Source organism: Candidatus Clostridium radicumherbarum, assembly GCF_045310525.1.
GTDB classification, from domain to species: Bacteria; Bacillota; Clostridia; order Clostridiales; family Clostridiaceae; genus Clostridium_AT; species Clostridium_AT radicumherbarum.
Genome location: NZ_JBJHZY010000001.1, coordinates 708,850 through 723,926 on the forward strand (window position 1 = coordinate 708,850; position 15,077 = coordinate 723,926).

General features: G+C 31.5%; 11 protein-coding genes. 8 read left to right on the top strand and 3 right to left on the bottom strand.

Annotated elements, in window-relative coordinates; all coding sequences use genetic code 11:
- Positions 1-104 precede the first annotated feature (104 nt).
- Positions 105-896 carry an ATP-binding protein gene (locus ACJDUH_RS03400; RefSeq protein ID WP_406763746.1) on the top strand — a complete coding sequence of 264 codons (792 nt, stop codon included), beginning with the start codon at positions 105-107 and terminating at the stop codon, positions 894-896.
- Between the two features lie 50 nt (positions 897-946).
- Here ACJDUH_RS03400 and ACJDUH_RS03405 read toward each other — a convergent pair whose 3' ends face one another.
- The gene (locus tag ACJDUH_RS03405; protein ID WP_406763747.1) at positions 947-1,690 is read right to left on the bottom strand and encodes a TIGR03915 family putative DNA repair protein; all 744 of its coding nucleotides are present in this window, start codon (positions 1,688-1,690) and stop codon (positions 947-949) included.
- Between the two features lie 2 nt (positions 1,691-1,692).
- Positions 1,693-3,003 carry a putative DNA modification/repair radical SAM protein gene (locus ACJDUH_RS03410; protein WP_406763748.1) on the bottom strand — a complete coding sequence of 437 codons (1,311 nt, stop codon included), beginning with the start codon at positions 3,001-3,003 and terminating at the stop codon, positions 1,693-1,695.
- Positions 3,004-3,362: 359 nt separating this feature from the next.
- Between ACJDUH_RS03410 and ACJDUH_RS03415 the strand changes: the two genes are divergently transcribed.
- Both ACJDUH_RS03415 and ACJDUH_RS03420 read left to right on the top strand, forming a co-directional pair.
- On the top strand, positions 3,363-4,139 hold the full coding sequence (locus tag ACJDUH_RS03415; RefSeq protein WP_406763749.1) for a YdcF family protein: 777 nt from the start codon (positions 3,363-3,365) through the stop codon (positions 4,137-4,139).
- Positions 4,140-4,248: 109 nt separating this feature from the next.
- Positions 4,249-5,628: an MATE family efflux transporter gene (locus tag ACJDUH_RS03420; RefSeq protein WP_406763750.1), complete on the top strand. Its 1,380-nt coding sequence runs from the start codon at positions 4,249-4,251 to the stop codon at positions 5,626-5,628.
- Between the two features lie 91 nt (positions 5,629-5,719).
- Here ACJDUH_RS03420 and ACJDUH_RS03425 read toward each other — a convergent pair whose 3' ends face one another.
- The gene (locus ACJDUH_RS03425; RefSeq protein WP_406763751.1) at positions 5,720-6,844 is read right to left on the bottom strand and encodes a glycosyltransferase family 4 protein; all 1,125 of its coding nucleotides are present in this window, start codon (positions 6,842-6,844) and stop codon (positions 5,720-5,722) included.
- Positions 6,845-6,991: 147 nt separating this feature from the next.
- Here ACJDUH_RS03425 and ACJDUH_RS03430 point away from each other — a divergent pair, with 147 nt between their 5' ends.
- The 5 genes from ACJDUH_RS03430 (at position 6,992) to addB (ending at position 15,077) form a co-directional block, all read left to right on the top strand.
- Complete coding sequence (locus ACJDUH_RS03430; RefSeq protein WP_406763752.1) at positions 6,992-7,996, top strand: CotS family spore coat protein; 1,005 nt, start codon at positions 6,992-6,994, stop codon at positions 7,994-7,996.
- Between the two features lie 156 nt (positions 7,997-8,152).
- Positions 8,153-9,013 (top strand): sporulation peptidase YabG, encoded by an 861-nt coding sequence (gene yabG, locus ACJDUH_RS03435; RefSeq protein ID WP_406763753.1) that lies wholly within the window; start codon positions 8,153-8,155, stop codon positions 9,011-9,013.
- A gap of 264 nt (positions 9,014-9,277) precedes the next feature.
- On the top strand, positions 9,278-9,514 hold the full coding sequence (locus ACJDUH_RS03440; protein WP_406763754.1) for a Veg family protein: 237 nt from the start codon (positions 9,278-9,280) through the stop codon (positions 9,512-9,514).
- A gap of 442 nt (positions 9,515-9,956) precedes the next feature.
- Positions 9,957-11,522 carry a DUF3794 and LysM peptidoglycan-binding domain-containing protein gene (locus tag ACJDUH_RS03445; RefSeq protein WP_406763755.1) on the top strand — a complete coding sequence of 522 codons (1,566 nt, stop codon included), beginning with the start codon at positions 9,957-9,959 and terminating at the stop codon, positions 11,520-11,522.
- Positions 11,523-11,636: 114 nt separating this feature from the next.
- Positions 11,637-15,077, top strand: a complete 3,441-nt coding sequence (gene addB / locus ACJDUH_RS03450; RefSeq protein WP_406763756.1) for a helicase-exonuclease AddAB subunit AddB — start codon at positions 11,637-11,639, stop codon at positions 15,075-15,077.

Genomic DNA, 15,077 nt, shown 5'->3' on the forward strand with positions numbered 1-15,077 from the left:
AGTGTATTATGGCAAGATAGTGTAACCTTGGTTACCGATTATTTAATATAGATAGTCTATAATTAGATTATAAAAGGAAAAAGAAGTGTTGGAGGGGATTATTAATGGCAGTAAGAAAGATCGTTTCTATAGATGAAAGTAAATGTAATGGTTGTGGACTTTGCATACCAAATTGCGCAGAAGGAGCTCTTGCAATAATTGACGGAAAGGCAAAGCTAATGAAAGAAATATATTGTGATGGCCTAGGTGCCTGTCTGGGACATTGTCCTCAGGATGCTATTACAATAATAGAAAGAGAAGCAGATGATTTTAATGAAGATGCTGTAGAAGAAATGCTTAAGGCTCAAGGTAAAACTTTAAAGAACTCACATAAGGATATAAGCAGTGGGTGTCCAGGAAGTGCTGTAAGGCAATTTGGTCATGCAGAGGCTCATAATCATGAGGGAGGCTGCCCAGGAAGTAGAATGAGAATGATTCAAAGAAAAGAAGTAGTAGAGGATGACAATGTTAAATTAACTTCTAAGCTAAGACAGTGGCCAGTTCAGCTGCAACTTGTACCAGCTTCAGCTCCATATTTAAAGAATGCTGATCTTTTAGTTACCGCTGATTGTGTTCCTTTTGCTTATGCAAATTATCATAATGATTTTCTAAAGGATAAGGCTGTTGTAGTTGGATGTCCTAAGCTTGATGATTCCATGTATTATGCTAAAAAGCTTCAAGATATTATTAGCTTAAATGATTTAGAAAGTATTACAGTACTTAGAATGGAAGTTCCTTGCTGCAGCGGAATTGCTCAAGCAACCAAAATTGGAAGAGATAATTCAGGAATAAACATTCCAATTAAGGTTGTAACTATCAGCATTGAAGGAGAAGTTCTTAGAAAAGAGTATATTTAAATATAGAAAAGGCAATCTTTCATTTAACTTGAGATTGCCTTTTTTAACACTTACTTTTCAAATTCAGTTAAATGCTTCCAGTATCTCTTTGGCATATTTCTCTTTTGATAAGCTGGATTAGTTCTTTCTGCAATTGCAATAGTATTGAAGAAATCCTTCCAAAGACTTTCATAAAGTTCAGGTTCTTCTTTTATTGTTATAGAATCTACATTTTCTGCAGTAAAAGTAGTTAAAATCCACTCCTTTTTATTATAGAATACTGCTATGTTTCTTTTGAGGTCATGGATGATCCACCTTTCATTGGGGAGCCTTTCAGAAAAATGAGGTGCTAATAAACCTATAATATTATGATCAGGCTCAACAGAAGAGTAATACATATTTGTTATAAATTTAAATCTAACAAAGCCGAGCATTCTATGACATTCATTGGTAACCTTATTGCTTATATTATGTATATTTAATACAACATCTTCATGTAAGTGAAGATTAACTTTACCACCTATTTTAAAACCAAGCTTTACATAATTATAGATTAAACTGCAGCAGCCATCTATTTCTGAAAGATAAACATGGTAAATTAACTCTAAAGCTCCAGTAGAAATCTTGTTTTTAATAGCAGTATAAACTTTAGAACTTTTTACTTCATTAGTTTCTATATACTTAGGCTCTGTAAGGAGAGTAGGTTGAAACTTACTTAAAGGGATTATTTCTTCAACTTTTTCTTTCATGTAATAGGCCTCATAAATAGAGGTTAAAAGACCTTCAAAGCTTCCATCAAATATGTAACATATCATAATTAAATCTCTCCTGTAATACTTGAAAATGAATCTTCTGTTTTATATATGGCAGGAACACCTGTAAAAAAAGTTAACTGCTCATACTTAGGATTCTCCAAGTAATTCAAATCAAGCTTTGGAGAAAGCCTCTTTCTTATAAAATCTTCTTTAAAAGCTATATCTCCATAATATTTACCACTACATGTAATGAAATATTGAGCCCGTTTAAGAACTACTCCTAATTTTCTTAAATCGTCAAAGGTCAAATTATGAACCATCCTAGCTGCGGTAATCCTTTTTACAGATCTTACACCAATACCTGGTATTCTAAGAAGGAGTCTTTGAGAGGCAGAATTAATTTCTATAGGAAAATGTGATAAATTACTTAAGGCCCAATCAGTTTTTGGATCAAAATTTATATCTAAGTTTGGCTTATTGGCATTTAACAGTTCTCCTGCCGAAAAGCCATAAAATCTTAAAAGCCAGTCTGCCTGATATAGCCTGTGCTCTCTTAAAAGCGGAGGATTTATTATGGAAGGAAGCTTTGGATTACTGTTTACAGGAACGTAGGCTGAATAATACACCCTTTTAAGATTATAATTATTGTACAAGTTCTCAGACAGCTTCATTATTTTAAAATCTGAATCCTTTGTTGCACCAATTATAAGCTGAGTACTTTGGCCAGCAGGTACAAAGCTTGGAGCATTTTTGAAAAACTTCTTTTCTTCCACATTAGAAATAATCTGGGAATCAATATATGCCATCGGCTTTAATATAGAATAACTGCTTTTTTGTGGAGCTAAAAGCTTTAAACTTTCATTAGAAGGAAGTTCCACATTTACACTTATTCTGTCAACTAGTTCTCCAGCCCTTCTAATAAGCAGCTCATCTGCACCAGGAATAGCCTTTAAATGTATATAACCATTAAAATTATAAGTTTCTCTTAGAAGGGTTACAGTTCTAACCAAAAGTTCCATTGTATAATTAGGATTCTTAAATACGGCGGAGCTTAAAAATAAGCCTTCAATATAATTTCTTTTATAAAAATTTATGGTTAAATCAGCCACTTCTTCAGGGGTAAAGGCGGCTCTAGAAACGTCATTTGATCTTCTGTTAATGCAGTAAGTACAATCAAATATACAATAATTTGTTAAAAGTATTTTAAGAAGAGAAATACACCTTCCATCTGCTGCAAAACTGTGACAGATGCCGCTTTCACTTGCATTTCCTATACCAAAAGCCTTATTTTTTCTGCTGCTTCCGCTGGAGGAACAGGAGACGTCATATTTAGCTGCGCCAGAAAGTATTTTTAATTTTTCATTAAGCTCCATACTTTTCATCCCTTAAAATTAAAGTTATATTATAAATAGTATAGCAAACATGTGTTCGCGTGTAAAGATTATTTTATTTATTAATTTCGGAAAATAAAGTGAAAAGGTAAATTCCAAATGTAAGACTAAATTCTATGAAGATATTTTAAAGTTTCATGTTAAGATAATTATTACATATGTAAAAAAATATGGTAGTATTAGAATAAGCTTCATATAACATTTATATAAATTAAGCTATACATTAAATATCATTTAAGAAATTTAACAATATTAAATAAAGAATTTAAATTATTTTATTATCTATGAGTCCAAACAATTGATAATTTTTTGGTTCAATATAAGGAATACAAGGAGGTAAAATGAAAAAGCTAACATTTAAAAACATAACGGGTATTTTATTGATTTTACTTGGTATCTATAGTATTGTTTACTGCTTTAGTATTATGATTTATAGGGTGAATTTTTCGAAATTTTTCCTGTTACTTGGAGTAGTATTGATAATTATTGGACTGATCATAGTATTCTTTAAGGAAATATATTTACCTCAAAAGTTAAAATTTATACTTAAACCAATTAAAATTTTACTTATTTTTACAATTGTAGTTTTCATTATTATTGAAGGCTTAATAATTTATAATGGATGTAAAAAAGATACTGCGGCTGTGGATTATTTGGTTGTTCTAGGTGCTGGCTTATGGGGAGATACGCCTTCACTTGCACTTCAAGAAAGATTAGACGAAAGTATTAAGTTTATTAAGGAGAATCCCCATATTAAGGTAGTCTTATCCGGTGGTAAAGGTCCTGGAGAAACCATTACAGAAGCAGAAGGCATGAGAAGATACTTAATAAGCAAAGGTATTGATAATAAGCTTTTAATCAAAGAAGAAAAATCAACAAATACAAAAGAAAATATGCAGTTTAGTAAAAGCCTTTTAAAGGAAATTGATGGTAGAGAAAATTTGAGAATTAAAATTGTAACTAACAACTTTCACATGTTTAGAGCAAAGCTTATTGCAAGAAATAGTGGGTTTACAGCTTTCGGACAGCCAGCTGAATTATTTGCACCACTTATTCCTATGTACTATACAAGGGAATGTTTAGCGGTTATTAAAACCTTGATATTTGATTTAAGGTGAATATGAATTTAGGAGATAAGAACTATTTAAACAACTACTTTAAATAGTAAAGCATATTATTCTATTGTATAATTATCTAGTTAAATACTCGGAAGTTAGGAGAGCATCAATGGGGGAAAATACTAGTAAGAAATCCTTGCAGGAAATACGAAAAAAGATTTATTCCATGATCCTGCCAATAACTATAGCAAGTGTGCTAGAAATGGCAACTGGGCTTGTGTCTATGGCTATGATAGGAAGAATTGGAACCAATAGCTCTATTGCAGTAGATGCAATAGGCATTAGCTCTAGAATTACACAAATTGTTTGGGCACTTTTTAAGGGAATAACAACTGGTGCGGCTGTATTTGTAGCTCAGGCCTATGGTGCCAATAATCATAGAAAGCTAAAACAAGTTATAAAACAAACATTAATTTCATCAATATTCTTAGTCATTATTCTTCAGCTAATTATTTATTTTAACTCAAATCAATTATTAGGCATATTTAATCCAAGTGAGCATCTTATGCAAAATGCAGTATTATATTTAAAAACAGTATCCTTTGGATTGCCTTTTCTAACAATAATGCTTGCAGTAGCTGCAAGTCTTCAAGGAATGGGAAATGCGAAAACCCCAATGATAATAGGTTTAATTGTAAATATTATCAATATTATATTAAGTTACTTATTAATATTTGGTCGCTTAGGAATGCCTGCCTTAGGGCTTAAAGGTGCAGCTATTGCTACTGTTTGTGCTCAAATCTGCGGTGCCTTATTAGGTCTTTATGTACTACTAAGTAGTAATGGAGTCTTAAGCTCAGAGATAAATAAGAACTTTTTTAAGGTGGACATAAAGCAAGTTATTGAAATTTATAAGGTAGGTATTCCAGCGTCTATGGAATCAATATTTTGGCAGATAGCTGCAATAATACTTACAAAGTCAATATTAACCTTTGGAGAAACCACCTTTGCGGCACATCAGTTTGGACTTCAGGCTGAATCTATATCCTATGTACCTGCAGCAGGCTTTGGGGTTGCAGCAACCACCTTCATTGGACAGGCCTTAGGTGCGAAAAATAAAGAACAAGGGAAAGCCTACTTAAAAGAGACTCTTAAAGGAGCTATTTTGGTAACTTGCTTTTGCTCTGCAATTTTAGTTTTCTTTCCAAAAATATTAATGTCTATGCTGACACCGAATGCGGAAATTATTAATTTAGGAGCAAAATATTTAATTATAATGGGCTTAGTTCAATTACCTCAGAATATATCTGGTGTTATTAATGGTGCCTTAAGAGGAGCAGGTTATACTAGAATACCTATGTACATAGCTGCAGCAGGTCTTTGGGGGATAAGAGTGCCCTTTACTTTAGCCCTTACTTATATATTTCATCTTTCTATAATAGTAATTTGGATTATTATGGGCTTAGATTTGATTTTTAGATTTTTATTAAGCCTAATTATATATAGAAAGAAAGATATCTATAATAGAGAATTAGTTTTTAAAGAATAAAAAATGCAGGAGGAGATTTTATCTAATCCTGCATTTTTATTATATTATTTTAATTATAAATGGGAGAATAAAATATATTTTAAATTATAATTTAATTATTTATTATCTTATTATAGGCAAGTAAGGTTTTTTCAGCTGTTTTATTCCAGCTTAGTTCTGAGCTTCGTACAAGGCCTTTAATAATAAGGCTATCTCGAAGCTTCTTATTACAAAGTACTTCATACATAGAGCTGCATAGATCATCTACGTTATGTGGATTAATAAATACTGCAGAGTCTCCTAAAACTTCTGGAATAGAAGTAACGTTTGAAGCAATTACAGGTATACCACAAGCCATTGCTTCAACTGGAGGAAGTCCAAAGCCTTCATAAAATGAAGGATAAGCTAGAAGTTTAGCAGCGTTATAAAGGTATGGAAGATGCTCTATTTCAATAAACCCTGGAAAGAGTACCTTATCTTCAAGGCCTAAATCTATTGCCCTTTTTTTATATATACAATAGGATTTACCTTGTTTGCCAGCTATAACAAGCTTTATATCTTGTTTATATTTAGTTACAAGCTTACTGAAGGCTTCAATTAGACCAACTATATTTTTTCTTGGACTGAATCCGCCCACGTATAATATATAATCACCAGTAATTCCATACTGATTTTTAATAATAATACTTGACTGTTCTTTATCTATGGGAAAATATATTTCTTCTGCTGCAAGATAGGTTACGTAAATTTTCTCTCTAGGAAAACTAAAGTAATCTGCAATATCATTTTTAGAATACTCAGAAACAGTAATTATTCCATCACATCTTTTGACAATATCAGGCATTTCATCATTAAAGATCCTTAGATATGTGTCCCCAACAGTTTCAGGCATCTTATAGGGTATAATATCGTGCAAGGTGATAGCAAAAGGTAAAGTCTTTTCTTCTGGTAGCCCAACCCCATTTTGGGGTACATGATAAAGTTCCATATCTTTATCTACAAGTATATTTGGAATATTTACCTCATCCCAAAAGCTATTTTTATTTCCTTCACTTATATTTTTTATATGAAAATTATCATTAAAAAGAATATCACAATTTGAACTCTTAGGCATAAAAAGCAGATATTCATTTATCTTCTCTAATGAATTTAAAGCTGAAAGGAGTTGATAAGTATAGGTGCCGATTCCAGTTCCTCTATACCATTTAGCTGCCCTTCCATCTATTCCTAATTTCATATGAGTTTCCTTTCAAAATGATTATATTTTATTATATTATCAACATGTAAAAAGTGTTAATAATTGAGTAATTAGCCACATATAAATTATATAGAGGCTTTGATTTGTTATATAAATACAAAATGGAGAAGGAGGGCGGTGAGCAAAATGATGAGAGAATTTGAACTTGAGAGGCAGTTTAATATTGAAATTGAAAGCATTAAACCAAATAAGGGAGTTTATTTGCTTAAAACTAATATGGGAATAAAATGTTTAAAGAAAATAAACTATGGCACTCAAAAATTACTTTTTGTTTATGGTGCCAAAGAACACCTTATTGAAAATGGGTTTCCAAGAGTAGATAGATACTGTTTGAATATAGACGGCAATCCTTATGCCCTGGTTAATGAAGATATATATACTCTGTCAGAATGGATAGAAGGACGAGAATGTGACTTTTATAATAAGGATGACTTAGTGATTGCTGCCAAAAACTTAGCATTGATGCATATAGCATCAAAAGGCTTTGATCCACCAGAAAATAGTAAGCTTAAAAGTGATTTAGGCAGATGGCCCCACTTGATGGATAAGAGAATAAAATCCTTTGAAAAAATGAGGGATATGGTTAGGAAAAAGAATAATAAAACTAACTTTGATCTAAATTATATCAAATCTATGGACTTTTATAAAAATTTAGGTAAAAGAGCTATGAAGGTTATGGATAATTCTGACTATATGGAATTATGTATAATTGCAGATGATGAAAAAGGGTTTTGTCATCATGATTATACCTATCACAATATAATAATGGATAATGAAAACAATGTGCATGTTATAGACTTTGATTATTGCAAAAAAGAGATAAGAGTTTATGATCTTTCACTGTTTATAATTAAAGTACTAAAAAGGTTAGATTGGAATATAGAATATGCTCAGCTTATTATTAATGCCTATAATGAAATATACCCATTAAAGGATAATGAATACAGAGTATTATTTGCATTCTTACTATTCCCTCAAAGATATTGGAGGCTTGCTAACAGATATTATTATAATGAGGTAAATTGGGCACAAACTACTTTTAATAATAAAATAGAGGAGCTTATTTTAGAACAGGAAAAGTATATTAATTTTATTGAAGAGTTTAAAGCACTATATGATCAAAAGGATTAATTTGTTAATAAGTGCCGCCCCGCTGTCAAAAGACATATTTCACCATTAGGTTTTTTGGCACCAGGGCGGTATTTTATGTTTTTATTTTATGCAGTGCACAACTACAGTCAGCATCTCATAATATATAGTATTAAGCTATAAAGTGGAGATGAGAGTATGGAAATAGGCGATACAGTGGTTAGAAAATCCTATGGTAAAGATATTACCTTTAAAATAATAGATATTAAAAAAAATGAAAGCGAAATTATTTATACCCTTAAGGGGATTAATTTAAGAGTAATTGCAGATGCCCCTTTAGAAGATCTAGAAGAAGTTTTAGAAAATACCCTTGGTGAAAAAGAAAAAATTTTAAACCGAAAGGTGAATACTTCTATAAAGAACATAATGATTGGCAGATTAGATATAAGCAAGTCCTATAGAAGCCCCAAAATAGCTGTAAATAAGGAATTGACCTTTGGAAGGCCAGGTAAGATACTCCATATTGATGGTGATGCGGAATACCTGGAAGTCTGCCTTAAGGTTTATAAAAAACTGGAGCTTGAAGCAATTGGGACGGTAATAGCCGAGAAAGATCAGCCTACCGAAGTATTGCAGCTAGTAAAAAAAATAAGGCCTGACATAGTAGTTATTACTGGTCATGATGCAATTACTAAAGGAAGTGTGGACTTTTCTGATATAAATAACTATAGAAATTCCAAATTTTTTGTTGATACCGTAAGTGAACTAAGAAATTATGAACCAAACTATGATGATTTAGTCATTTTCGCTGGGGCTTGCCAAAGCCATTATGAGGCAATTTTGGATGCTGGTGCTAATTTTGCCAGCTCGCCATCTAGAGTCCTAATTCACTGCCTAGATCCAGTATTCGTTTGTGAAAAAGTAGCCTATACAAATATTGAAAAGGTGGTATCTATTCAGGAGGCCTTAGAAAATACAATAACAGGAACTAAGGGAATAGGTGGACTGCAAACAAGAGGAAAATATAGAGAGGGTTTTCCTAAATCCTCCTATGCATAAAAAAGATTAAAAATCTTGCATATATCTGTAAATTGCGGAAATAATAATATTGTACTTATGTAATATATTTTCGTAAAATTTACTTTAAGTCATAAGTACGGATGCTATTTAATGTATAGGATCCCAATGACTTGAAGTATTATTTTTTCTGTTTACAGAAATTTAATATTGACAAAACAGATTGTTAACTGCTAAAATATTTAGTTCATTTGACAAGTAATGTGTTTTGCAGTATAATTACAATGTAGAAAGAGGGTGTTTAATGTGGAAAAAAGAAATGTGCTAGCTTCTATAAGAATGGACATTGAAAACCATATTGGCGAACAAGTTACTTTAAGAGCAAATGGCGGTAGAAGAAAGGTTTTAGTCAATAAAGGAACTATTGAAAAAACTTATCCAAACATCTTCGTCATTAGATTAGATCAGGACACCCAAAGGACAGTGACATATAGTTATTCAGATGTTTTGACAAAAACAGTTCAAATAGTGTTTGCAGGATGAGCGGGCTAATTAATTAGTACCGCTTAAATTTTACCTTTTACTTTTTTAACAAATTGTTTTTCTGAGTATATATTTAGTTAATATGTAAGACTTATCATTAAAACATAAAATAAATAGGAAATTGTTTTCCTTCCCCATAGATCTGATATAAGCAGTTGGTTGATCCCCCTTCCAGCTGCTTATATTTTTTATTATAAAATATATAAAAAAAGAAAGATGGTGGGTGCCCATCTTTCAACTATGGTATAAAAGGGTATTGAGAATTTATGAGAGGTTATATGGTCAATAACCAAGTATTATATTATGACAAAACAGATAGCTTGTCAATATAAATGAGGTGGAAAAACAGATAATTTATCATTAAATTATTTTTAATTGTCATATTTTTATTCTATAGCTTATATAAATTAATAGTAGGTATTTTATGGGAGGGATAATTTAAATGGCTATAGACCTTGTTAAGGAAAGCATAGAGTGTGAGCAGCTTCTAGGAGAGAATACTGCTGATACAGTCATAAAAGGAGAATATGTAATTCCTGATACTCATCCAGATGTGTATCAAATATTAACGCTTGATGCTAAGCCAAGCATAGTAACTAAAGAAGTAATGCAGGACAAGATATACCTTGAAGGACAGATACAATATAATGTTCTCTATCTAGCAAAAGAGGACGAAAATAGAAGCGGTGTCCATAATGTTTCCTATACCTCGAAATTTTCAAACAGCATTGAACTTGAAGGTGCAAATAGAGCTATGCCATGTGAAGCAGAATGCTACATAGAGCATATGGAACCAGTTATTATTAATGAAAGAAAGATTGCTGTAGAGGGAATAATCAAATTAAAATCCTCTGTATACAAGAATTATAACTTTGAAATAGTAAAGGACTTAAGAGGACTTACAGATGTGCAGGTATTAAAAGATACAGCTTCATTGGACAAAATTGTAGGCAGTGTGGAAGGCGAAATGGTAGCTAAGTCCCACCTACAGATACCAATGGATAAGCCGCAAATTGGAACTGTTTTAAAGTGTGATGTTAATTTGCATAAGAAAGAAACAAAGTTATTAGAAGGAAAAGTTAACTTATCTACCTTTGCTCGATTTGAGATTCTATATAGGGGAAAGGATGCAGAGGATATTTTCAGTATTCAAGATGATGTCCTTGCAAGTAAAGAAATAGAGCTTGACACTATAAATTCTTTTATGCAGAGTTTTACCGACTTTAATGTTGATGATATGATTTATGATATTAAAGAAGATGACTTAGGAGAGAAAAGAATAGTAGATATTGAAGCATTAATAAAAACTAATACAAAGGTTATGAGTAAAGAGCATATGGATACTATTGAGGACGTTTATTCTCCTTCCATGGTTATGAATATGGAAAAGAAGAATTATGACCTTAATGTTATGCATGGCCATGCCTCAAATGAAGCTATAGTTAAAGGAAATATAGAAATTCCAGAAGATTTTCCAAAGCCTGCTTCAATAGTATTGACCACAGGTAACGTGTGTGTAACAGATAAAAAACTAGTGGAAGATAAGGTTATCGTGGAAGGCCTTTTAAATGTGGAAGTGCTATATCGAACAAATGAAGATGAAAAAGCTGTCTTTGTAATAAAGGATGAGATCCCCTTTACTACTTCAGTTGAAGTCCCTGGAACTAAAATAGATATGCAATGCATGGCTAAGGCAGGTCTTGAGAATATTGAATCTCAAATAGAAGCAAATACAATTGGGGTTAAGGCTATAGTTAGTGTTTATGGAAGAGTAAATTACTTGGCTAATAAAGAGTTTCTTGTTAATGTTATTCCAAACGAGGCAGAAAAGCCAATGAAGAAAGCTAGTATTACAATATATGTTATACAAAACGGGGATAACCTTTGGAAAATAGCAAAGAAATATAATACTACCGTTGATGCTCTTATTCAAATAAATGAGCTTGAAAATTTAGATAGTCTAAAGATTGGTATGAAGCTCATTATTCCAGGAAGAGCCATAATATAAAATTTATAAATCTAGGTTTTAGATATATAATATTATGTTATAATAAAGATAAATTATAATAACCTTCTTTGATAAACAAAGAAGGTTATTTATTTTTAAGTAGAAGGTGAAAAAATGAGTCTACAATTTATTTTTGGCCGGTCAGGATATGGCAAGAGCACCTATTGTCTTAAGAGTATTAAAGAAAGGCTAGCAAGTTTTCCGGAAGATAAAAAATTTATTTACTTAGTTCCAGAGCAATTTACACTGGAAGCAGATAGAAAACTTGTGGAAATAATTGGCGAGAAGGGTTTGCAAAGAATACAGATACTAAGTTTTACAAGACTTGCCTATGTGGTATTAAGTGAAGCTGGTGGAATTACTAGACCTCACATGAATTCTTCAGGTAAAAATATGCTTATATATAAGGTTATTGAAGAAGTAAAAGATGAACTAAATGTGTTATCAAGGGCAAGTAAGCAGACAGGCTTTATAAAAATAATTTCAAATCTAATTACTGAGTTAAAAAGATATAATATTAATCCGGGTATTTTAAGTGAGGCATATATCAAAATACCAGAGGAGAATTTACTTAGTTATAAACTTCAGGATATTAATTCTATATACAGAAGGTTTGAGGCTTATCTCCATAAAAATTATATAGACACAGAAGATCAGCTTTATATGCTCATTGATAAACTAGATGACTATAATAGCCTTAAAAATACGGAAATATGGATAGACGAATTTTCAACTTTCACTCCAGTACAATATAAAGTAATTGAAAAACTCTTAAAAAAGTCAATTGGAGTACATGTAGCCTTAACTACAGATTGCATTATAAGCGGTACCTCAAAGGATAATGTGGATATATTTTCTCCTATAAAAAATTCAGAGGAAAAATTATTAAGGCTTGCTAAACTAAATAATATTTTATATGAAGAACCTGTTAATTTAAATGATAAGGAAGCTGTAAGATTAAAAAGAAATTCAGCCTTAAATCATCTTGAAAAAAATTTCTTTAACTTTCCTTACAGGACTTATCATGAAAATACAGAAAATATAAAAATATTTAAGGGTTTAAGTGTTTATAGTGAAGTTCAAAATACAGCAAGGGAAATAATAAGACTGTGCAGGGATGAAAAGCTTAGATTTAAAGATATTGCTGTAATAACTAGAGATCTTATAAGCTATGAAAAGTTAATAGAAGTAATTTTTTCTGAATTTGATATTCCATATTTTATTGATAGAAGAAGAGATATAAACAGCAATCCATTAATTATATTGCTAAATTCTGTTCTCGAAATATTTACTAAAAACTGGTCCTATGAAGCTATGTTTAGATACTTAAAAACAGGCCTTGTAAATATTGAAAGAGATAGCTTAGATTTAGTTGAAAATTATGTATTGGCCAATGGCATTAAAGGAAAGAAGTGGCTTGAGGATAAATGGCAGTATAGCTTAACTTATACCTATGAAAATTCAGATGAAGAGGAAGAAAAGTTAGAAAAAATAAATGAAATTAAAGATATTATAACTAAACCGCTTATAAATCTCTCTAAAAATATAAAAGGTAAAAAGAATATAAAAGAAATATGTACAGCTTTATATGAATTTTTAAGCGAAATAAAAGCTGGAGAAAAAGTAGAACAGTGGGTCCTGGATTTTAAAGATAAGGGAGAATTGGATACTTCTAATGAATACAGCCAAGTTTGGAATATTGTAATCGACTTTTTAGATCAGATGGTTGAGGTATTAGGAGAAGAAGAGGTAAAGCTTGAAGAATTTGTTAAGTTATTTTCTACTGGGATAGGTGAATTTGAAATAGGCGTCATACCCCCTAGTTTAGATCAGGTTTTAATTGGAGATATTGAAAGAGTTAAAAGCCATGAAGTTTCTGCAGTTTTTATTATAGGGGTAAACGATGGTGTATTTCCAAAAAGCTTAGATGAAGAAGGAATCTTAAATGATAAAGATAGGGAGTTTTTAAGGAATTTAGGAATCGAACTGGCAGAAGATACGAAAGCTAAGGCTTTTGAAGAGCAGTATTTAATATACAAAAGCCTAAGCATTGCGGGAAAATATTTAAATATAAGCTACCCAATTGCGAATTTTGAAGGAAAGAGTCTAAGACCTTCTTTTATAATTTCAAGATTAAAAAAGCTTTTCCCTAAGGTAGTAGAAAAAAGCGATATTGTAAATGAAGATGAAGATTTAGAGAAAATCTCCGGCGAAAATTCAAGCTTTAATGAGCTAATAGCTGCTGTCAGAAATGAAGTTGATGGAAAGGAAGTAAGCTCACTTTGGAAGTATACCTATAATTGGTACATGGAAAAACCAGAGTGGAAAGAAAAATGTGAAAGGGCTTTTTCAGGAATTAATTTTAATAATCAGGTTCAAGAAGTAAGTACTGAAAAAATAAAGAACCTCTATGGGCTGCCCCTTAAACTTAACATCTCCAGGCTAGAAAAATATGTGGAATGTCCTTTTGCGTACTATGTTCAATACGGTTTAAAGGCAAATGATAGAAAAGTTTATGAATTTAGTATGCCGGAACTAGGTACATTTATTCATGAGGTATTAGATGATTTTTCTACCGTACTTGAAAAAGAAAAATTAACTTTCAGAGATATAGATAATAACTGGACAAAGGATGCAGTATCCATACTGGTTGACGAGAAAATAATGGAGAAAACTGGTTTTGTTTTAAACAGCTCTTCAAGATACAAATATATGGCTGTAAGGTTAAAGAGAATATTAACTAGAGCTGTGGATATAATAGCCACCCAAGTGAAAATGAGTTCTTTTAATCAGGTTGGGCATGAAATTGAATTTGGAGTTAAAGGAGATTACCCTCCTATTACTATAAGTTTACCTTCTGGAGATAAGATTGAACTTATTGGCAGAATAGATAGAATTGATGAATTTGAAACTGAAGAGGGCACATATATAAGGATAATAGACTATAAATCTGGTAATAAAAGCTTTAAGCTTACAGATGTTTATTATGGCCTTCAGCTTCAACTTCTGGTTTACTTAGATGCTATATTAGCAAACAAAGAGAAATACTCAGATAAGAAAGTATTCCCCGGGGCTATATTCTACTTTAGAGTCGAGGATCCCATTATAAGTGGAGAGGCTCAGCTTTCAGATGAAATTGTAGAGAAGAAAATATTAAAGGAATTAAAACTTAGAGGGCTTCTACTTAAGGATATGAAGGTCATAAAAGAGATGGACCGAGAGCTTGACAATGGTTATTCTCTAATAATACCTGCACAAATTGTAAAAGGAAATGAGATAGGTGATAAAACCTCAGGAGCTACTTTAGAACAATTTGAGCTTTTACGTAAGTATGTAAGAAAGGTAGTTATTGCTCTTTGTGAAGATATGCTTAATGGGAATATAAGCATTATTCCCTATAAAAAAAAGAAGAATACACCTTGTGAGTATTGTAAGTTTGCGGCAATATGTCAGTTTGATCCAAGTATTAAAGATAATAGATATAAGTATATAGAGGATAAAAATAAGGAAGAGGTTTGGAGGCTTATAGAGACTGAAGTGAAAGGAGTTAAGTAG

What these genes read in the sequence shown, in the direction of transcription:
- ACJDUH_RS03445 (WP_406763755.1), top strand. Translation starts at nt 9,957, where the DNA reads ATGGCTATAGACCTTGTTAAGGAAAGCATAGAGTGTGAGCAGCTTCTA.
- ACJDUH_RS03405 (WP_406763747.1), bottom strand. Translation starts at nt 1,690, where the DNA reads ATGATATGTTACATATTTGATGGAAGCTTTGAAGGTCTTTTAACCTCT.
- ACJDUH_RS03420 (WP_406763750.1), top strand. Translation starts at nt 4,249, where the DNA reads ATGGGGGAAAATACTAGTAAGAAATCCTTGCAGGAAATACGAAAAAAG.
- ACJDUH_RS03425 (WP_406763751.1), bottom strand. Translation starts at nt 6,844, where the DNA reads ATGAAATTAGGAATAGATGGAAGGGCAGCTAAATGGTATAGAGGAACT.
- ACJDUH_RS03430 (WP_406763752.1), top strand. Translation starts at nt 6,992, where the DNA reads ATGATGAGAGAATTTGAACTTGAGAGGCAGTTTAATATTGAAATTGAA.
- ACJDUH_RS03415 (WP_406763749.1), top strand. Translation starts at nt 3,363, where the DNA reads ATGAAAAAGCTAACATTTAAAAACATAACGGGTATTTTATTGATTTTA.
- ACJDUH_RS03410 (WP_406763748.1), bottom strand. Translation starts at nt 3,003, where the DNA reads ATGGAGCTTAATGAAAAATTAAAAATACTTTCTGGCGCAGCTAAATAT.
- ACJDUH_RS03400 (WP_406763746.1), top strand. Translation starts at nt 105, where the DNA reads ATGGCAGTAAGAAAGATCGTTTCTATAGATGAAAGTAAATGTAATGGT.
- addB (WP_406763756.1), top strand. Translation starts at nt 11,637, where the DNA reads ATGAGTCTACAATTTATTTTTGGCCGGTCAGGATATGGCAAGAGCACC.
- yabG (WP_406763753.1), top strand. Translation starts at nt 8,153, where the DNA reads ATGGAAATAGGCGATACAGTGGTTAGAAAATCCTATGGTAAAGATATT.